The sequence below is a fragment of the Dactylosporangium sp. CA-052675 genome, assembly GCF_050947935.1.
Taxonomy (GTDB): domain Bacteria; phylum Actinomycetota; class Actinomycetes; order Mycobacteriales; family Micromonosporaceae; genus Dactylosporangium.
Genome location: NZ_CP192010.1, coordinates 7,946,146 through 7,966,124 on the forward strand (window position 1 = coordinate 7,946,146; position 19,979 = coordinate 7,966,124).

Genomic DNA, 19,979 nt, shown 5'->3' on the forward strand with positions numbered 1-19,979 from the left:
CCGGCCGGCCCGGCCACGCCGAGACCGCCCACACCGAGACCGACCAGCTGCCGCACCACGCGCACGCCGCCGTGCACGGTCCCGTCACCGCTGGAGGCCACGGCCTGGGCCCGCCGGTTGCCAGATCTCTCGTTTCAGGGCCCTGACCTGCTCCCGCTGGTCCCGGATGAGCGCCGCGGCCGCCTCCCGGACCCGGTCCCGCGTGACCTCGCCGACGACGCGGAACACCCGCACCCCCCGGATCTCCAGCCGGCCGTCCCGCGACCATCCACACGCGACGATCTGCGCCCTTCGCCGCACGTACTCCTCGGCCCGCCATCCGACCGGCGCCGGCTCCCGCGCCAGCCCGGCCCGGCGCAGGGTCTCCCGGGCCCGGGCCGCCCACAGCGCCCGCCCGATCGCCTCGAGATCCCCGGCCGGGCACGGCCCCGAGATCTCGACGGTGTCGTCGTGCAGCGTGGCGGTGGTGCCCCGCACGGTGACGGTCATCGCCATCCGAACAGCTCCGGCTGATCCGTCAGGACCCGCCCGGTGTCCCGCAGCGCCCGGTGCACCTCGTCCTGCTTGTCGTGGACGTGCCGCCGCAGCTGCGTGACGGCCTCCCGCACCCGGTCGGCGACCTCGGCCGGATCGTCGGCACTGAACGTGGTCCGCGGCGCCTCGGCCGGCCCCGTGGCGGCGGCGACCTGCGCCAGCCCGGCGATCCCGCCCGCGGCGAGCGCCAGTCCCCCGCCGACGGGGACGGCCACGATCGCCGCCACCGAGGCGACCACGGTGAAGGTGACCGTCCATTCGGTACGCGTACAGTCCCCGCACGCCCCGACCGCCGCCAGCCCCTGCTCCGCGATCTGGTCCGCGTCCTGCCGCGCCCTGGCCCAGATGTCACGCTGCGCCTCGAGCCCGGCCCTGAGCACCACCCCGACGGTGTACTGGTTACGCACGAACGCCGGCCACGGCTCGACGAACCCGGCCTTGAACCGCTCGGCGGCCTCCCCCTGCCAGTTGCGCAGCGAGGTGCTCAGGTCCCCGAGCCCCGGCGCGGCCAGCTCGCCGTCCCCAGTGGACAGTCCACGCAGGACATCGCGCACCCGCTCGACCCTCGCCTCGAAGTCCCGCGGATCGGGAAAGCCCGCGATCGGCCGGAACGCGTCCGGAAGGTCGGCGAACTCCCGCTCGACGCTGCGCCGCCGCCACGGATCGTCCCCGGTCCCGGCGGACGCCACCGAGACCGCGAGATCGCGCATGTCGGCGGCGTGGCGCATCAGCATCTCGTACGTCATCCCCGAAGCACCCCGCCGGCGTCCCGCAGCCGCCGGAACTCGCGGCCGGCCCCCGCATCGGCCTCGGCATACCGCACCACCGCGACGCATACGGCCTCGGCCGCCTCCTCGACCTGCCCCGCCGCGGCGGCGAGCACCCCCGCCAGCTGCCACCGAAGCGAGACCCATTCGGCGTCGTCGTGCGGCACCGCCCGCAGCTCCCGGGCCGCCCGCGCATACGTCTCCGCGAGCGCCGGCATCCGAACCCGCCCGACCCGCCACAGCTCAAACAGCTCAACACCCAGCACGGCGTCGGACGCTAGGCCGCCGGGCCACCGGTTCGCGAGGGCGTTTCGCCGTTTTTGGCGGCTTCCTGACGCGGTCCGAGCAGGTCCCACCGGTTCCCGGCAATATCCCGGAACACCACGATCCGCCCGTACTCCTCCACACGGGGTGACCCTTCGATCACGACCCCGTGCTCGACGAGCCGCCGGAAGGCCGCATCGAAGTCCTCGACCCGCAGAAAGAACCCGACCCGCCCGGCCGCCTGCTCCCCCACCCCGGCCACCTGCCGCTCCCCATCCGCCTGCGCGAGGAGGATGCCGGTCTGCGCCCCGGGCGGCCGGACGACCACCCACCGCTTCACCCGCCGCCCGACACTCGTGAACGAGGGCGAGTCCTCGACGAGCTCGAACCCGAGCACGCCGACGAAGAACTCGATCGCCGGGTCGTACGCGTCCACCACGATCGTGACCAGCTCAAGCCGCATCGCGCGAGCGTAGCGGGGCTGGTTTCGCGGGAGGGGGATACTGCTTGGGCGGGGGGCGGGGGGATGCGCTACGCTGTACCGGCTGCGCGCGTGAGCGTGGGGCACCGGGACATAGCGCAGTTTGGTAGCGCACTTGACTGGGGGTCAAGGGGTCGTGGGTTCAAATCCCGCTGTCCCGACACGGAAGATGGCTTGAGCTGGGAAAACAGGCTCAAGCCATCAGTGTTTTTAGATGAACCAAGTGGGCACTCCCCATAAACCCCCCACTTTCAGTCTCCACGACAGCCCGGCGCCACAGCCCAACGTGCGACGGGACCAGTCGGACGGAGCGGCCCGCATTCGTGCGCCTCGCGCGATCCCCCGAGCCGGGCATCCGAGCTCAGCACCGCCACCGGAATGCCAACGACGCCGTCACCACCCCTCGCTGGCGTCAGCCTGATCACCGCCCGCCAAGTCTCAGTCCTCCGGGTCGCCCTCCCAGCCCTGGACGGTAACCCTGTGCAACTCAGCCATCACCTATACACCGCGGCCAGCACAGCGGACCAACGAGCCGGTGATCGCCAGGCGCGTGCGGGACGTCGTCGCAGCACAGACCTCGCCAATGGATCAGGCGAGCGAGGCAGCCACGGGCCAGCAGCGCCGGATCGGGAAGGGGGGGGGTGTGACCCAGCCCCGGAGTGCTGCGAGGCGCGGTCGCGGTCTCCGCTTGGATACCAGATGGCGTATCGCCACGACTCGGCCTCTAGACCAACGGATTTAAAGGCCGAATTTTGAATATTTAGATGGTTTTAGCAGTTGCGGAGCGTCGTCCGTGTTGAGTCGGTGACCGTACCGATGCGTCCGTACTGGTCCAGGCATTGCCAACGCTGCGTAGCAAGCCCCCGAGGCGGCATCTCGTGTGCTTTTCCTTTTCCGTCCGCGTGCGTCCGTCCAGGTCGGTGAACATCCGAGCAACCACGGAGCAAGCATCGTGGCCGCCGTCAAGCGGCTCACGCCGCCGAGGCGATGCCTGTGACGATGTGGACTGGTAGCTGTTGCCGCGCTTCTCGGCTCGCCGGATCATCGAGGAAGCGGAGAAGTCGTCGGGGTTGCTCGGGCTGGCCGAGTGGGAGTGGCTCGACTCGGCGCCAGCCGCGGGCGGATGCCGCCTTGATGGCCGTCAAGTAGGTGTCCTTGCTCATGCGCTCCAGCGTTCGTGCGCGCATGAGAAGGGCGGCGAGGGACACCTGCCAGTGTCGTTTGAGTTCGAAGAGTTTGGGCCAGTCCACGGTTGTCGGCAACTCGCCCTCGATCTCGTCGGCAGGCAGGAGGAGCGCGGCGGCGAACTGATGCGCCTGGTTCTCGACCTCCTTGACGCCCCAGATCTGCTCGCCGTGAAGCACGAGGTGAGCGAGTTCGTGGGCGCCGTCGAAGCGTGACCGGGCGCGGTCGTTCTTGTCGGCGCCGAGGACCACGACCGGGTGGTCGACAAACGGCAACGAGAACGCGTCGACATCGGCGCTGCCCAGCGGCAGGCGAATCACGACGACGCCGTGCTGTTCGAGGAGATCGACGACGTTGCCGACCGGTCCGGTCGGCATGCTCCAGGCCTTGCGGACCTGCCCGGCGATCCGTTCGATCTCGTCGCGGTCCGCGCCGAGGCCGCTTACGGGAACCCGGGGCACGTCGCTGGCTGGGAATCGGCCAGCCGCGGCAGCGTGGGCGGCGAGGTCTCGCGCCACATGGGCGATCGCGCGGGCGCGGCGACGGTCGGCGACGGCTGTGCGGCGCAGGGAGCGGAAGAAACCCTCGTGCGTCTCGGTGATCGGCTCGGCGAAGAAGCCGATCGGGACGTTAAGCGTGGTGCTGAAGCTGGCGATCGTGCCGGCGCTGGGGCGGGCCGCGCCGCTCTCGAACTGGCTGATCGCCGCTGGGGAGATGCCGATCTTGTCGGCGAGTTGCGTCTGACTGAGCTTCGCCAACTCGCGGGCGACGCGCAGCCGCTCCCGCTCGAACGTCGCCGCGCTCATGTGCTCTCCCGACCCCGATCTTGTCACCGCATTCTGGCCGATCACCCCGGTCTCACCGATGTGACGCGTGGAACACTTACCCTTCGAGTGAAGAAGTACGCACCGAATCTCGTGTCGTGATAGTAAGTAAGATCGTGAGGCTGGCCTTCGGCCGGATCGCGCGGTGCCGTGCCGCAGCGCGAGGCCGGGGGTTGTCGACGTTCTAAATCGATTCGCCCGGACCGATCGGCCCGGGTCTCAGGCCGCTGGTGGCCAGGAAGAAGTTGGACGTGTTCGGAGGCATGCCGCAGCGTGGCGTCGTGTTCTGGCCGGTCGGCACCGGCGACAGCAGCACGATCGTGGTCACCGAGGAGATCGTCGTGCAGGTGGATCTGCACGACATGGCGAAGGCCGACAATGACGACATGCCGGAGTATGCCGTCGTGGACCGGCTCGTCGAAGTCCTGCCGACGGTCGACGGCGAGCCCTACCTCGCGGTGTTCGTGCTGACCCACGCCGACCAGGACCACTGCCGGGGCTTCGCCGACCTGCTCGACAAGGTCCGCATCGGCGAGTTGTGGGCCACGCCGCGGCTGTGGCGCGAGCTCGACGACCCGGACGCCGTTCTCTGCGACGACGCGAAGGCGTTCCAGGAGGAGACCGAGCGGCGCGTGAACGCCATCATGAAGGCGGTCGCCGACGGGGACGCCGTCGAGTCCGGCGATCGGGTGCTGGTCATCGGCTACGACACCGACCACGACAAGCACGCCTACCACGAGTTGCCTGACGAGTACCTCACTGGCCCGGGCAAGTCGGTCTCCCGCCTCGACGGGGTCGACGTTGCCGGCTCGTTCGAGGCGTTCTTGCATGCTCCGTTCGTGGACGACTGCGCCGCGAAGCGCAACGAGACCTCCGTGGCGATGCAGGTGACGCTCACCGGCGAGAACGGAAAGACCGGACAGACCCTGCTTTTCGGCGACCTCAGCCATGACACGATCATGAAGATCTTCACCTACAGCGAGGACAACAAGCGGAGCGAGCGACTCAAGTGGAACGTGCTGCTGGCGCCGCACCACTGTTCAAAGTCGGTGATGTACGTCGTCGACGAGGACGGCGAGGAGGTCCTCGCCCAAGACGTCCTCGACGCATTCGGGCGCCATGCGCTTGACGGCGCGATCGTGGTGAGCAGCAGTTGCCCGGTACCAGCGAGCAACACCCCGGGCCAGAACCCGCCACACGTGAAGGCGAAGGACCGCTACTCCGAGATCGCCGACGAGTTCATCTGCACGATGGAGTATCCGACCGTCGCCACCCCGCAGCCGGTGGTATTCGGCCTGACCAACGACGGATTCGTCCTCGTCGACCCGGTCGATGTCGAGGAGTCGAAGTCGCTTGTGGAGGCGTCACGGTCCGGCCGGCGCCTGGCGCTCGTGGCTGGCGCGGCCGCCCTCGTCGGCCCGGCCTACGCTTACCAGCACCGGCAGCGGGACGCCGCTACGGTGAGCGGTCCGGCGCAGGTGCGTGAAGCGATCGCGCAGGCCCGCGGGAACACGTCAGCGCCGGGCCAGGTGACCGGATTCGGCGGCCGGTGAGCCGGTGAACATGACCGAAGGACAGCAGCTAGCGTTGCGTCAGCTGCGCGACATGGTCGCAGCGCGTCCGGCCGCGATCGAGATCGTCAAAGTCACGGCCCCGACACGACGCGGCGCCGCGATGCGGATCGACCTGTCCCTATGCCTGGCCGGGGTCTCGCACGCCACAAGTGGTGTGCGGGTCCGTAGCCGGGAACGGTTCAACATTGAAGTCGACGCCCGCTTCCCGTTCGCGCCGCCGTCAGTGTGGGTGTCGCACCGGCGGTGGGCCGGGACACCGCACGTCAACTGGGGCCGGTACGTGTGCCTGTACGCGGCACCGTCGGTCGAGTGGCAGCCCGGCGACGGGATGCGTGGCCTGCTCGACCGGCTGCTGTTGTGGCTGGAGAAGGCGGCGATCGGTGACCTCGACCCCGACGACCGGCCGCGCCATCCCCCGGTGGCGTACACCGGCCAGGCGGACGAGCTGATGGTGATCCGAGCGGACCTCGGCGACCACGTGCCCTGGCCGAGTCCAGACCGCGGCCCGGCGTACCTGGTGGCCGTGTGCGAGCAGCACGGCGACCGGTTCGACGTGATCGACTGGGAGACCACGGACGAGTTCGCCCAGCGCACCCCCGTGCCGCACCGACGATCTGACGAAGACTGGGTCGTCGTCGGAGCGGCTGTGGTGCTCGTCGATGGGGAGCCGTTCGTTGAGTACCCCGATCGTGCCGAGCGGCTCGTGGCGGGCCTGCGCGGCGCAGGCGTTGAACATGAGCGGTTCATGGAGCTGATCGCCGCCGTCGCCGCCACCAATGGCGTGATCGACACGACGACGGGCGGCTCGACCCCCCTCATCGTGCTGGTCGGCACCCCGAGCCGGGGCCTCGGGCACGGGCCCCGGCTGGCGCACCTGGTCGCTTGGCGGCTGGACACGTTCACCGAGAAGGTCGCCGAGCTGCTCACCCAGGTCAACCAGCTCGACCTTCCTGACCTGCGTGCGGATGTGCTGGACCTTGGCCGGTCGTGGTTCAACCTGGCCTCGACCGACTGGCTGCGGCTGTTCGAGGACCGCCCCGAGGTCACGGTCCGCCGCGACCATGACAGCCCGGCCGCGTGGCTGGCCGGCAAACGGATTCTGATCCTGGGGTGCGGCGCGATCGGCGGCCCGGTCGCCGACGCCTGCGTCCGTGCCCGCGCGGCCTCCGTGACCGTCGTCGACAACGGCATCGTCACCCCGGGCATCCTGGTCCGCCAGCAGTACACCGACGACGACATCGGCTCAGCCAAGGCGGTTGCGCTCGCCGCCCGGCTCGACGTCATCTCCCGCACGACCACGGTGCGACCGGTGGTCCGCGACGCGGTGTCGTTGATCACCGACGACGATCCCTCGCACCTTGACGTCGACCTCATCATCGACGCCACCGCCGACATCGGCGTCCGCGCGGCGATCGAGGCCGCCCGCGGACGAAGCACCACCGCGTGGCCGACCGTCGTCTCGATGCTCCTTGGCCACCACGCCCGGCGCGGGCTGGTCGCCGTGGCCCGGCCGGAAGCCACCGGCGCCGGCCACGACATCTTCCGCCGGCTCGGCCTCGCCGTCACCGGACCGCAGCGCACCGCGTTCGCTGACGTAGCCGAGGACTTCTACCCGGACCCGCCCCGCGCCACGACCTTCCAGCCCGAACCCGGTTGCTCGACGCCCACCTTCGTCGGCTCCGCGGTCGAGGTCACCGCCCTCGCCGCCGCCATGTTCAGCGCCGCCCTCGACGCCATCGCCAGCCCGCCGGGCACCGTGCCGGACGCCTCGCAACAGCCCATGGCGGTCGCCGTCGTACGTCTCGACACCCGCGAGGACCACCCGAGTGTCGGCCGCGGCGCCGCCTGGCTCGGCTGGCCCAACGACGTTTTGATCAACGAACACCGCGACAACCTGCAGGTCCGCATCTCCGCGACCGCGATGGCGGAGATGCGGGCCGAGACCCGCCGCGGTGCGCGGGTCCGCGGCGACCGAGTCGAGACCGGCGGCATGCTCATCGGCGCGCTCGACGAAGCCGCGATGTGCATCTACGTCGACACCGCCTCCGGGCCGCCGCCCGACAGCCGCCTGTCCGACCTGCACTTCGAGCACGGCACCGACGGCGCCCAACACCTCATCGACCACCACCTCAAGCGCAGCCGCAAGGCCAGCGGCTTCATCGGCATGTGGCACACCCACCCCTACGGCGCCGCCGAGCCAAGCCCGACCGACCGCGCCGGCATGGCCGGCCTCGTCGCCCCGGTCACCGACGGCCCGACCCAGGCACTCATGCTCATCCTCGGCGGCGACGACACGAACTGGACAGCCTGGCGCAGCGACGCCACCCCACTACACCTGCCTCAGTTCTACGCCACCCTCGTCCGCCGGTCCGTCAGCGGCTCGACGTTGCCCGCGATCCCCGCACCAGAGGGTCTGACCTACCACCCCGGCGGCTATCGCCAATCACTCCCCGCCGCGGCCACCACGGCGCGACGCCGATGGTGGCGGCTGTGGCACAGGCGCCCTCGTCTCATGGTGGAAGGCTGACCTGCGATGACCACACCACGGATCGGTCTGGCCATCTCCGGCGGCGGCTTCCGCGCGACCGCATTCGGGCTCGGCTGCCTACGCGCCCTGCACGATCGCGGCATCCTCGACAACGTCACCGTCGTGTCCGGCATCAGCGGCGGCAGCCTCGCCGCGGCGCTCTGGGCCTACGGACCCGACCGCTTCGACGACTTCGACGCACACACCGTCGGCCTGCTCCGCCGCGGCATCCAGCTCGACATCACCCGCCGCGCATTCACCCCAGCGGCCGTCGGCCGCAACATGACCGCCCTGCTGCGCTCCTCGATGCCGACGCCGTTCAACAGCCAGCGCACCGCCAACCGCACCGACGCGCTCCGCGACACCCTCGCCGACCTCGTATTCGGCGACGCCCCCCTCGACAAGGTGACCCACCCCCGACTCGCCACTGTCCTCAGCGCCACCGACCTGCACACCACCCGCGCGGTGCGATTCGGCAGCCAGCGAAGCTCCTGCTCCGCCCACGGCACCATCACCGACCCGATCACCGTCGCCCAAGCCGTCGCCGCCAGCGCCGCCTTCCCCCTGCTGCTCCCGGCGATCGAACGCACCTTCACATTCACCCGAAACGGTGAAACAGCGACCCGGCGGGTCGCGCTCACTGACGGCGGCGTGTACGACAACCTCGGCCTCAGCGTCCTGGAACCCGGACGCTCACCCGCCTACACCGACCACGTCTACGACCTGGACTACATCATCGCCTGCGACGCCGGAACCGGCGCCCCGAACCCCGCCCTCGGCCGCTTCCTGCCCACCCGGCTGTACCGCGCGTTCAACATCACCTACCGCAAAACTCAAGACGCCGGCCGAGCACGCCTCCACGAAGCCGCACGCACCGGACAACTGCGCGGATTCGTCCACAGCTACCTCGGTATGCCCGACCATCGACTCCCGGTGCCGCTGCCCGACCTCATCCCCTGCGGTCGCGTCCGCTCCTATGGCACCAACTTCAAGAGCATGAGCGACGACGACCTACACGCCATCAGCACTCGCGGCGAGCAGCTGACCCGAACCCTCATCACGTACTACTGCCCCGATCTCTGAAGTGCCGCACCAGGTTGTTCCCACCACAATTGTTAACAAGTACAAGGCCATATGCGACCGCCGCCAATCAAATACGTCAAGATCAAAACAGATGTAAGGAGAACAAATGCAACAGCTTCGCGATGAGCACAACGAATTGGTTGGATGGATCCAACCCGATGCCCACATCTTCGACGTCGACATGAACTGGGTTGCCTATATATCTAACGGTCACGCATGGTCAGCCTTGACCGGCAATTGGTGTGGCCCAGTCGATGGTTTGACCTGCCTGGATCAGAGCGGGCGCGTAGTAGCTTGGAATCCGAACCAGGCGCTTCGCGGGTCTGCCCGCCCTGCGCGACCCGCGCGTGCCGCTAGAGCGGCTCGCCCAGCTCGTCCGGCCAGGCCCCGACCTGCATGCCCAGCTCGACCGGCGCGGCCTGCAGGCGGCTACTCGGCCCTACCATTCCAAACTTGGACGCATCAATAGCGTCGGCATCTGCGAGTGTTCCTCACCATCTGTTGATCAAATTGCAAGCGCATAGGCGTCCACCGTCGCTGCAACCTTCGCCCTGGTCAGGCTCTACCTCGCCGAGGTCGCCCTTCGGCATCTCACGCGCCGAACTTTCTGCCGGTCCGGTTCCACGGCCAGGCGTTCCGCGGGGGGCCAGACGCGTCGTCCGCTCACGCGACCCGTCTGAATACTTTCTTCGGTGCCGCCATGACAGTGAATCCTCCGGTTGTTCGATGTCTCCATCGACCCGGGGCAGGACAGAGCGGTACGACCGGACCAAGCCCGACCGCGTCGAGAACATCGTCCGGATGCGGCCGGAGCTCGACGCCTGGTCGTCGATGTACGCCGGATTGAACAGCGTCGGTTACGGACGCACGCCGTGCGCGCGTGGGTTGCGGGATCGAGCCGCGGCGGTAACCACACCGTCGCGACCACGCATACGGGTCGCCGGGCATCAGCCGACCTGTGCGCAGGGTGGTCAGCAGCGGGCGCCGGGCTGCGATTTGCGGACGGTCGTAGTGCCGGTCCACGAATGGGTGACGCAGTCGCTGCCGACCTCAGGGTGGTAGGCGCCGTTGACCTGGACCCACGGGCTGCAGGTGAAGTAGCAGCTGCGCTCGAACCGGTTCAGCACGGCGGCCGCGCCCGCGGGGGCGGCGAGGCCGGCGACGACCACCGGGGCGACGAGCAGGACGGCGATGCCAGTCCGTTGGAGCAGTCGCATGGTGAATCTCCTTCTTGTGGCGGTGGAGCGATCGGGTTGTCGAAGCCGGGCAGGTCAGACGCTGATGCTGATGCAGGCGATGAACCGGGCGCCGTCGTCGTACGTCACCGCGCCGCAAACGTTGGTGCCCGAGCGAACCCAACGCTGGGCGCCCCAGGTGCCAGACTCCGCGTTCGCCGAGAAGTAGAACCCATCCCCCCACGACTCGACCTTGACGATCGGGTTGTGTTCGAGGCCGGCCCGGTATGCGGTGACCCAGCCGACCCACTGGGTGTGGTTGGTGTAGTTTTTGCCGCCGGTCGTGCCGCCGCCGCACGCGCCACGGCTGTAGTTGTTGATGCCACTGCCGTTGCAGCCGATGACCCAACTGTCGGCGTGCGCGGGGGCGGCGAGGGTCAGTGTCACGGCCGCGGACGCGACCAGTGTTGTGAGGGCGGCGATACCGGTCCGCCGGATTCGTGTGCGTGTTTGCATGGTGGATCTCCCTCGCTGGTGATTGGGCTGGACCAATTGCTGGCGATGCGGACCGCGGCGTACGCCTCCTTGATGCGTGTCTGAAGGTTGGCGCCCTACCTGAGCATCATCAGATGATTGGGCGGATCCGGATCAAGCGACCCCGAAAGCGCTAGTTCGCATTCTCCACACTGCTCCTGCACGGATCGTGTCACTGGCGGCTTCCATTCCGGGCGGCCTTAGGACCTACAACGTTCGCCGCCTTCGATCACCGATAGGCGGCCCTCTCGCATGAAGAGCATCGCGTAGTGCACGAATGCGGGTCTAGGGCAACTCCTGTTGGCAAACCTCTCCTTGGCGGCCACGATCGGCGTACCGGGCTAGGCTGACCGACGCGGGGGCACCAAGCCTGGCGCCTCCGTGCTGGCTACCTCGACCGAATCGGGACGAACATGGTTGAAGGCATGGATACCCAGCAAACGGAGCCGGGTGCTGTGGTCATTGACGACCTGTCCGAAGTGCTCCAGCACATCGCACCGCGGGCTTACCGCAAGACGCGCGCAAAGGTCGCGAACAGTCCAGAGACGCGGCAATTCCTCGATCTCGGTTTGGAAATTCTCCGTGCCGACCTGCTAGAGCACGAGGGACCAGACATGGAGGAGGGCGAGCATTCTCGGATCTTCGGATCCGTGTCACGCGAGCGACTCCTGAGGCGGGCTGCGGAGTCATCGGACCCAAAGGTCAGATTCTTAACCGAGAATCAGTTCCGCTACCGGTGGCCGCACAAGAACGAGTACACCGAAGATCTGATCGCGTACCTCTTCCGGCCCGAGCCGTATAACGCGCATCTCGACATGATGGCCGCAGCCGCTAACGACATGACCCGGCAACTGAGCCTCGGGCAGCTGATCGAGAAGCTGGCGGCCGTGGAACTCGACGCGGTCCTGGCCAACGTGCGGGTTTCACTTATCACAGTTCTGCAGGCCAGCCTGCCAAACCATCCGCGGGTCCGTGAGTACGCCGCTAGGTACTGGTACGCCAACGTCCTCGACCGGTGGAGCGGGATCTACGAGCAAGTCTGCAACGCGTACGGCCTTCATCTTCAGCCGGGCGTCACGTGGGAGGACCTCGCCGTCCTGTTCAATTCGGTCATCGACGGCGTGACGCTGCGGGCACGGACCGAGGGCGCGGTGCCCACCACGTCATCCAATCAACCGGTGCTGACGGCGGCGATCTTTGCGATGGTTCCGTCGCTGCTTGATCTCGACGGGCGGGACCCCTACGAGATCACTGCAATCGCTACCCATGGGGAGAGTCTGCCGTCGTCGGCGAGGCGGTGAACCGTGCCCGGCGCGAGGGGCGGCAGATCGATGGCATCATGTCGCGGCATGAGTGGAGACGATAGTGATGAAGCCTATGTGATCGGGTTGTGTAGCAAGGTGCTCGGTGAGCCGGCCAAGACGCAGCATCGGTTCGAGTGGCTCCTCGGCGATCCATCCCGCGACGGACGGCGAGTGATGCTGCCGGTCGGTGGATACTGGCCCGGCCATCAGCTCGTCGTCGTTTACGACGCACGGCGCGACACCGAGATCCCTGCGCATGGGCTCCGGCTGGTCACGATCCGTCCCGCCGATCTGGACTGCGAAAGCCGTGGCCGCTTACGCCGCAACGTGGCATCGGACCTGCAAGCCATTCGCAGGCTCCTCGTCCCGAGCAGCGATGAGGACTGGGTCACGGAGGCGTTCCGGAACTGGTTGCTCGCTGAAGGCTGGACGCCTGTCACGCCGACCGATCCGTGGGCCGACGTCGAAGCCGTCCGGGGTGCGCAACGCCTCATTGGCGAGGTCAAGGGCACGACCAGTGAACCGGGCACCGATGCCGACATCGCCTACGGCCAGCTGCTACGCCGCATGACTGGTGAGACCGACGCCGTGCGTTACGCATTGATCGTGCCGACCGGCGCCGTGAATGCCGTCCGGCGCGTTCCCGCCCGCATCCGCGACCAGCTGCGCATCGACCTGTACGAGGTCACCGCCCGCGGTGAGGTACGGCAGGTTTCCTGAGTGCGGGCCGTCCTGGACGCCGGCGCAGCGGATGCGCTTCTCGAATCTGCCGGCCAGCGGCAGGACGTCGTCGGGCCCGAGCCGCAGATGACGCGGGCTGCAAGGCCGGTGGACGCGCCGTACCGGGACCGCCGCTGACGCCGCGCCGCCAACGCACGAGGCCCGCGAGCACGGACACGCGCCGCGGATCACTGGGGCAGGATGGGGGCGAGGCGCACCGGAATGCCCACTTATGGTGCGCCCTATGGTGGCGGGCCGGTCTACAGCCACTCCTTCGCCGGCACTGGTGTCGTCGCGGCGGCCTCCGGTACAACATGCAGATGCGCCCGCCGCCGCTGCTGTCGACCGATCCCCGGACCGCTCCGCTGTTCTCCGAGTCGGGCTGCAAGGACATCCGAGACAGCCAGTACGTCCTCAGGGCGCTCGGATCAGCGCAGCGTGTGATAGCGCTCGCGCGAGGACGCGACAACGCTGGTGCGGTGGCTATCGCTGTGGCGGACGATCGGCTACTCGTTGTCTCCGTCGGACTTCGTGCCAACGTCGGCGCCCGTCTGCTTGACGCCCCCGTAGCGGGGGTGCACGTGGAGTCGACTCAACCGCACTCCGGCAAGCCCGGGCGCGGTTCCGTCTGCCTGCGAGCATCGGTAACCCGCATAAACATTGACGAAGTCCCGCACGCGGCGATGACCCGGCTGCTCGGCGTACTCGCCGTCGACGCTGCGCCGGCGGGAACGCACCCGACCACAACCGGCGCGACGCCACCGCCGACGAACGCCAGTACGCCGCCTCGTACGGCCCGAACGCCCAGCTCCTTCAATGGTGGGCCGTCACCAACGAGCTGGCAGCAGGCGGAAGCACTCGCCGTATGGCACCTGCGGTTGCTGGGCTTCGCCGACGCCCGCCGGACCGGCGCCGGCGCCGATGCCGGGGCGGACGTCCTGGCAACGGGCGCCGTGGCGCAGGTCAAGCACTGGACAGAGCCAGTCGGCCAGCCGCCGCTGCGCGACCTCTTCGGGGTGGCGCAGGCCGCGGCCGCCAAACCGTTCTTCTACAGCCTGGCCGGCTACACCGCTCCGGCCCTGGAATGGGCGAACGGCACAAACATGGCGCTGTTCACGTACACCCTGGCCGGGAATGTGGTGGCGCTGAACAGTGCCGCTCACGTGCTGGCCCCTCGCAGCACCAGCGGCGGCAAGCCGCTCGGGATGCTCGAGCGGCGCCGTGCCGACCGATACCGCCGCGAGCTGGACAAGCTACGCAGTGAGATCAACGAGTTGACCGGGCTGATGCACAAACGCACGCAGTCTAGACGTGCCTCCGTCCGCGGCAAGGCGGGAATGGCAGCTGAGCTGCTCTCCCGGGCCAGCCGGGCGCTTGATGGCGGCGACGTGCTGCCGCCCGCAGACCGTCGCAGGGAAGACTTCCACAAGGCGGTCCGGGACACGCTACAAGCAGTACGACGGATCCTGTAAGCCGACCCCCATGGCGCTTGCGACGGGAGCAACTACCGCACTGGCACGTCGCCGCAGGTCTCCCCGTGCTCCCGCCAAAACGGATCGAGATGTCCACTGCCGAGCAGTGCTTGCCGCGTGACGTTTGAGGCGGGTCCGCCCTCTGGGCTTGTGACCTAACGCCTGATGGTGGCGGCTACGACGACATGGTGAGGTTTGCTCACCGCGAACTGTAAGGGAATTTAGTGATCAACCTGGTACTGGTCGTCATTGGCAAGCGGGAACGCCGGACGCATGCACGCTTCAGCCGCGTACGCCTGCAAGATCCTCCGCCTACGAGCGATCGCACGAAGATCGTGTGGCTCGCGTTGATCGCTGCTCTTTGCGTAATTCCGCTCGTCGCTCTGGCGTGGTCTGCGATCTAGGTGACTGGTGTTAAACGATGTCCTGGCCCCGGAGGGCCAGGACATCGTTTTGTGTCTATTTCGGGTAGTGTGTCGGGGTGGCGTTGGGTAGGGCTTCGCAGCAGCTGGACCTCCTTGATCCGGTGTCCGCGTTCTGCGGTGAGATGCTGCCGGCGAACTCGATCTTCGCGTTTCTGCATGAGCGTCGGGATGTGTTGTTCCCGGACGGGATGTTCGCCGACCTGTTCGCGGTGGTGGGTCGCCGGTCGGTGCCACCGTCGGACCTGGAAACCGGACCGGACGGCACGCTGCGGATCGCCCAGCGGGTGGCCGCGGACCGGGTCATCTCTACCGTCGACCCTGAGGCCCGGCACGGGCATAAGACCAACCACCGCGGCTTCGACGGCTACAGAGGCCACATCGCCGTCGACCCCGACAGCGAAATCGTCACAGCGACCGCGGTCACCGCCGGCAACACCGGCGACATCGAACCCGTCGCCGACCTCATCACCGACCTCACCAACACCGGCCCCGCGGAAGGCCCCACGGAGGGCGTTGCAGTGCTCTACGGCGACTCCGCCTACGGCGCCGGCGAGGTCCTGCAACTGCTCGACAGCGTCGGGATCAAGGCCAGGACCAAGGTTCAGACGCCCGTCGCACCGACCGGAAAGTTCACCAAAGACCGCTTCGACATCAACCTCGATCAGCAGCAGGTCACCTGCCCCAACGGGACTGTCGTGCCCATCCGACGGGTCAAGGACCACGCTCGGCACGCCGGAAAGGCCGACTTCGGCGCCGCCTGCACCGCCTGCCCACTGCGCGGGCAGTGCACCGAGTCCAAGACCGGCCGCAGCATCACCATCGGCCACCACGAGGCTCGCCTCACCGCCGCCCGCACCCGCCAACAAGACCCCGCCTGGAAGGCCGACTATCGCGCCACCCGACCCAAAGTCGAACGCAAACTCGCGCACCTCATGCGCCGCCGCCACGGCGGCCGACGCGCCCGGATGCGCGGACGCCTCCGCATCGCCGCCGACTTCAACCTCCTCGCCGCCGCGATCAACCTCGCCAGACTCGCCACCCTCAGCCTCACCCACACCGGCCACAGCTGGACCCTCCACCCCGCCTGAACCCGGCGTCAGACACCAACCACCCCACCCGAAACACAGCCAACAGCGGCTACAAACCAGTCCCAGCAACAACTTCAAGCACCAGACCCAACCTCAACCGCCACCGAACCCATCCCGCAAGACGACAACGATGGCCTGGCCCTCCGGGCCAGACCATCGTTTAACACCAGCCACCTAGTAGTGCTTTGTTAGGTTTGTCGATGTCTGTTGCGGCGTAACGGTTTCACGGTTTGGTGGCAGGTGGGGCATGCGCCGGTCCAGGTTGCGAGCAGGAGTTGCAGCTCGTGGATGACCTTGTAGAGGGTCAGGCCGGCGCATCCGCTTTTGGGTCGAGCCTGAGCATGGTGATGAAGAGGTGGGCGGCGGTGACGAGGGTGACGTGGCGGTGCCAGCCCAGCCAGGAGCGGCCTTCGAAGTGGTCGAGGCCGAGGCCGGTTTTGAGTTCGCGGTAGTCGTGTTCGATCCGCCAGCGGATCTTCGCGTAGCGGATTAGGTCGGTGTGGCTGGTGTCGACGGGTTGACTGCTCAGCCAGTAGGTGACGGGTTCGGGTTCGGTGTCGGGCCATTCGGCGATCAGCCACCGCTCGGGCAGGCTGCCGTCGGGTGCGGTGGGGACGCGGTGCCCTGCCGGCCGCACGTGCAGGATCACGAACTGGGAGGTGAGGGTGCCTTTGCTGCCTTCACGCCAGGAGATGGTGGCGGCTGCGGCACGCCCGGCGGTCAGGACGTGCCTGGCCAGGCTGATCGCGTCGTCGGGGTAGTCCGGACGGGTCGGTGGGCGGCCGGTGCCGGACCAGGCGGGGACCGCCGGTGCGGCAGCGGCGGCGTGGGCGAGGGCGAGGGTTTCGCCCTTGATCTGGACGCTGTAGGCGATGCCGCGTTCGTCGAGGGCGGCCCGGAACGGGCCGCTGTCACCGTATCCGGAGTCCGCCGCGACGAGCGGTGGCCGCCGCCCACGCCCAGCGAGGCTGTCGAGCATCTCGACGGCGAGGGTCCACTTCGGACGGTGACCCTCATCCTCGGGCACTGCCGACTTGCGCCGCCGCTGCCTCGCCGCCTCGGTCACCGCCTCCACGTCGACCTTGGTGCCGGTCGGTGCGGCTGGTGCGGCAGCCCGCCGGGCGTTGCTCAACGTTCTGCGCTGCTTGGCCTTGGCCGCTTTCACCGCCGCTGGGCCGGCCTTGACCACATCCCACGACTCTGGCAGGAACAACCGCCAATCGAGGGGGCACGACGCGGTGTCGGTGGCTGCGTGGACGCTCACCCCGATCTGACAGTTGGCGACCTTGCCCAGGGTGCCGGAGTACTGCCGGGCCACTCCCGGCGAGCCGGTGCCGTCCTTCGGGAAGCCGGTGTCGTCGATCACCCACGCGATCGGCTGGACAAGGCCGATCGCCCGGGCGGCCAGCCGCGTCCGGACCGCCGCCGTGTCCCACGTCGACGTCGTCACGAACTGCTGTAACCCCTGATGATCCACCCCCAGCCGCTCCGCCATCGGCTGCATCGACTTGCGCCGCCCGTCCAGCAACAGCCCACGCAGGTACGTCACCCCCTTCGCCCGCTGATCCGACAGCAGCAGCGGCGCGAACACATCCGCCGCGAACGCCTCAAGACGTTGCCGCGCAACCGAAAGCTCATCCGGGGTCACCGAAACATGAAACTCCCTGCCACACCCCGATGACCCCACGACACGCCGACATAACAAAGCCCTACTAGGCCCAGCAGCGACGTCGAGGGTGCGCCCACGCTGATCGTCGGCCACGGCCAGCGCCCGCAGGAGCCGGAGCGCCCGCGCACGGGCCGCCGGGGACACCGCCAGCGCGGCCGGGTCCGCCTGCAGTGCCCGCACCAGCGGATGCGTGGGGGTCGGCCTCGGCCGGACCCGGCACGGTCGGCCGGGTCCGGGACCGGCGCAGCCGGCGCCGGGTGGAGCTCGATGACTAGGTCGCCGCGGTCACGGCCGCGGTGCCGCAGCCGTGGCCGTTCGGGACGAGCCGGCGCTGGACGCCGCGTAGATCGTCCGCCGCCACGCCGCCCGCACCGGTGCCGGCGGGTCCGGCACCCGCACCGTCCCCTGGGCCTGGAGCCGTTCGATCATGGCCTCCGCGGACGGGACCACGGTCGAGTCCCTACGTCCGGGCGTGCCGCGACCCGGTTCGGGCAGCAGCGCGAGCAGCCGCTCCCGCTCGGCCGGGCCGGAGCGGCACTGAAGGAACGCTGCGTCAGCAGCCGCGCCCGCACCGCGGCCGCCGCGCCCGCGAGGCGCTGCCGTTCCGCATCGTCGAGGTCGCTGATCAGCTCCTCGACGTGCCCGAGGTCGAACCCCGTCGGCATCGGCCCACGATGGCACCCGCGCCGGCCGCAACGCCGACCGCGGCGGGCGCTCCGCGGGGCCAGCGACGATTGATAACGGGTTTTACGTCGGCCTGCCGACTGAAGCATCCGATCCGTAGTCAGATGATCCGCGCAGTCCCCTACTGCTGTAACTTCTCATGAAAGCGTGTCGTTTCGCAAGGGCTCCGTACTCGAACGGTGTGGCGCGTATCCCCAGGTCCACGCGATCTCGCTAGCCGTCGGCACCACTGGACTTGTGAGCACTAGGCGTCCGTGCTGGTCTGGTGCAGGTTGTGCTCGACAGTTGCGCTACGTCCGATCACGCCAGGAACACACCGCGGTCCTAGGACTAGTCCCAATGCCGTTCAGTTAGGTGGGTGGCTGGCCTGTCAAGGTTCGTCGGTGATGACGTCGATGCTGGTGGTGGCGTTGTAGGTGCGCCGATCGGTGTTGGGTCCGCGGGCTTGGTATTTGGAGTTCGATCGTTTGATCATCCGGGTTTTGGTCCGGATGCGTCGGTCGGGCAGCAGGTTGGCCAGGACGCGTTCACCGATGACGCCGACCAGGTCGATGACGGCGCCGGCGATGACGCCGGCGGCCTGCACGATCTGGTCACGGGCGGCGTGCAGGGCGGTGGTGAAGCTGGCCCGGTCCGGGTCCAGACCGGGCTGGCTGTCGGTGGCGTCGACCATGGCGGTGCGCAGGATTTGGTAGGTGACGAGGAGGGCGTGGATTTCCTGGTCGGTGCCGTCGGGTGTGCGGGCGCGCAGGACCCGGCCGCCGAGGATGGTGGATTTCAGTTCGAGGTAGGCGGTCTCGATCTCCCAGCGCTGGTGGTAGAGCCGGGCGAGGTCGCCGGCCGGGTGGCGGCGGGCGTCGAGCAGGGTGGTGATGAGCCGGTAGTCGCCGGTGTGCCGGCCCTGTGTGGTGGTGATGCTGATGCGGGCATCGACGATGCGGACCGGTCGCGTGCCGATCCTGGAGAGCCAGGATCCGTCGTGGCAGCGGCCGATGCGGGGCAGTTTCCGGCTGGTTTTGCAGCGGATCAGCAGATGGGCTCCGGTCGCGGCGATCGTGGTGATCAGGTCGGCGCTGGCGTAGTTGCGGTCGCCCAGCAGCAGCATCCCGGCGCGCAGGCTGCGGGTGAGCTGTTCGGCCTGGGCGATCTCGCCGGTGCTGAGCGGGTCGAACACCGCGTCGAGGACCGAGCGGGTGCCGCAGGCCAGCAGCGCGCTGAGCCGCAGCGTGGGATAGCCGGAACCGCCGTTGTTGCCACGCTGTTTGGCATAGCGGCGCAGGTTGGCCGCCGAGTCCGCGACGGTCAGCACGGTGCCGTCGACGACGACCGGCAGCAGGCCCCGCCACCACACCGCAGCCGCGCTGGTGACGGCAGGGCCGCGCAGCAGGTCGAACAACGCCCGCAACGGGGCCGGGCCGAGGCGCTGACGGGCCTGGCGCAGGGCGCTGCCGGTCGGGTCGCGGCCCGGCAGTGGGTGCAGCCCGGCGACGAGTTTCATCCACACCTGCTGGTAGCCGACATCGGCGAACAGGCAGCCGGCCAGGAGCAGATACACCACGACCCGGGCCGGAGCAGCCGGACGCCTTGCTGGGCGCGGCGGGTCGCAGCGAGGACCTCGTCGACCATCTCGAACGGGATCAGGCGGGTCAGCTCACCGAGATGACCCGCC

The 19,979-nt window shown here is 68.7% G+C and carries 16 protein-coding genes, 1 tRNA gene and 1 pseudogene; 9 read left to right on the forward strand and 9 right to left on the reverse strand.

Annotation, left to right across the window (positions count from 1 at the left end; translation table 11 throughout):
• Positions 1-84: 84 nt before the first annotated feature.
• The 4 genes from ACQP1P_RS35290 to ACQP1P_RS35305 are packed head-to-tail and all read right to left on the reverse strand — an operon-like array spanning position 85 to position 2,028.
• A complete protein-coding gene (locus ACQP1P_RS35290) occupies positions 85-495 on the reverse strand; it encodes a hypothetical protein (RefSeq protein WP_433077721.1) in 411 nt (136 codons plus the stop codon).
• Positions 486-1,280: a hypothetical protein gene (locus tag ACQP1P_RS35295; RefSeq protein WP_433077723.1), complete on the reverse strand. Its 795-nt coding sequence runs from the start codon at positions 1,278-1,280 to the stop codon at positions 486-488. The genes ACQP1P_RS35290 and ACQP1P_RS35295 overlap by 10 nt, the downstream gene beginning before the upstream one ends.
• Complete coding sequence (locus ACQP1P_RS35300) at positions 1,277-1,567, reverse strand: hypothetical protein (RefSeq protein ID WP_433077725.1); 291 nt, start codon at positions 1,565-1,567, stop codon at positions 1,277-1,279. Before ACQP1P_RS35300 ends, ACQP1P_RS35295 begins: the two co-directional genes overlap by 4 nt.
• 11 nt (positions 1,568-1,578) lie before the next feature.
• Positions 1,579-2,028, reverse strand: a complete 450-nt coding sequence (locus ACQP1P_RS35305; protein WP_433077727.1) for a VOC family protein — start codon at positions 2,026-2,028, stop codon at positions 1,579-1,581.
• Between the two features lie 105 nt (positions 2,029-2,133).
• Between ACQP1P_RS35305 and ACQP1P_RS35310 the strand changes: the two genes are divergently transcribed.
• A tRNA-Pro gene (locus ACQP1P_RS35310) sits at positions 2,134-2,207 on the forward strand.
• An 810-nt stretch (positions 2,208-3,017) separates the two neighbouring features.
• Here the strand turns inward: ACQP1P_RS35310 and ACQP1P_RS35315 are convergent.
• Complete coding sequence (locus ACQP1P_RS35315; protein WP_433077729.1) at positions 3,018-4,037, reverse strand: XRE family transcriptional regulator; 1,020 nt, start codon at positions 4,035-4,037, stop codon at positions 3,018-3,020.
• Between the two features lie 269 nt (positions 4,038-4,306).
• Here ACQP1P_RS35315 and ACQP1P_RS35320 point away from each other — a divergent pair, with 269 nt between their 5' ends.
• From ACQP1P_RS35320 to ACQP1P_RS35335, 4 genes are all read left to right on the forward strand, one after another.
• Positions 4,307-5,608 carry a hypothetical protein gene (locus tag ACQP1P_RS35320; protein ID WP_433077731.1) on the forward strand — a complete coding sequence of 434 codons (1,302 nt, stop codon included), beginning with the start codon at positions 4,307-4,309 and terminating at the stop codon, positions 5,606-5,608.
• A gap of 52 nt (positions 5,609-5,660) precedes the next feature.
• A complete protein-coding gene (locus ACQP1P_RS35325) occupies positions 5,661-8,156 on the forward strand; it encodes a ThiF family adenylyltransferase (protein WP_433077733.1) in 2,496 nt (831 codons plus the stop codon).
• Between the two features lie 6 nt (positions 8,157-8,162).
• A complete protein-coding gene (locus ACQP1P_RS35330; RefSeq protein WP_433077735.1) occupies positions 8,163-9,239 on the forward strand; it encodes a patatin-like phospholipase family protein in 1,077 nt (358 codons plus the stop codon).
• A 106-nt stretch (positions 9,240-9,345) separates the two neighbouring features.
• Positions 9,346-9,708 (forward strand): 4-fold beta flower protein, encoded by a 363-nt coding sequence (locus ACQP1P_RS35335; protein ID WP_433077737.1) that lies wholly within the window; start codon positions 9,346-9,348, stop codon positions 9,706-9,708.
• A 502-nt stretch (positions 9,709-10,210) separates the two neighbouring features.
• On the opposite strand, the gene ACQP1P_RS35340 is transcribed toward ACQP1P_RS35335, so the two are convergent.
• Together ACQP1P_RS35340 and ACQP1P_RS35345 are read right to left on the reverse strand one after the other, a co-directional pair.
• Positions 10,211-10,456, reverse strand: coding sequence for a hypothetical protein (locus ACQP1P_RS35340; RefSeq protein ID WP_433077739.1), 246 nt, complete (start codon positions 10,454-10,456; stop codon positions 10,211-10,213).
• Between the two features lie 54 nt (positions 10,457-10,510).
• Entirely contained in the window at positions 10,511-10,930 is a 420-nt protein-coding gene (locus ACQP1P_RS35345; protein ID WP_433077741.1) for a hypothetical protein, read from the reverse strand.
• 443 nt (positions 10,931-11,373) lie between these two features.
• Between ACQP1P_RS35345 and ACQP1P_RS35350 the strand changes: the two genes are divergently transcribed.
• The 4 genes and pseudogenes from ACQP1P_RS35350 to ACQP1P_RS35365 form a co-directional block, all read left to right on the forward strand.
• On the forward strand, positions 11,374-12,249 hold the full coding sequence (locus tag ACQP1P_RS35350; protein WP_433077743.1) for a hypothetical protein: 876 nt from the start codon (positions 11,374-11,376) through the stop codon (positions 12,247-12,249).
• A 48-nt stretch (positions 12,250-12,297) separates the two neighbouring features.
• Entirely contained in the window at positions 12,298-12,972 is a 675-nt protein-coding gene (locus ACQP1P_RS35355) for a hypothetical protein (RefSeq protein WP_433077745.1), read from the forward strand.
• Between the two features lie 683 nt (positions 12,973-13,655).
• On the forward strand, positions 13,656-14,444 hold the full coding sequence (locus tag ACQP1P_RS35360; RefSeq protein WP_433077747.1) for a restriction endonuclease: 789 nt from the start codon (positions 13,656-13,658) through the stop codon (positions 14,442-14,444).
• A 676-nt stretch (positions 14,445-15,120) separates the two neighbouring features.
• A pseudogene (locus tag ACQP1P_RS35365) lies at positions 15,121-15,957 on the forward strand (transposase); the annotation flags it as partial.
• Between the two features lie 304 nt (positions 15,958-16,261).
• On the opposite strand, the gene ACQP1P_RS35370 reads toward ACQP1P_RS35365, so the two are convergent.
• Together ACQP1P_RS35370 and ACQP1P_RS35375 are read right to left on the reverse strand one after the other, a co-directional pair.
• Complete coding sequence (locus ACQP1P_RS35370) at positions 16,262-17,605, reverse strand: IS701 family transposase (RefSeq protein WP_433077749.1); 1,344 nt, start codon at positions 17,603-17,605, stop codon at positions 16,262-16,264.
• 1,075 nt (positions 17,606-18,680) lie between these two features.
• On the reverse strand, positions 18,681-19,868 hold the full coding sequence (locus tag ACQP1P_RS35375) for an IS4 family transposase (RefSeq protein WP_433077751.1): 1,188 nt from the start codon (positions 19,866-19,868) through the stop codon (positions 18,681-18,683).
• Positions 19,869-19,979: the final 111 nt, after the last annotated feature.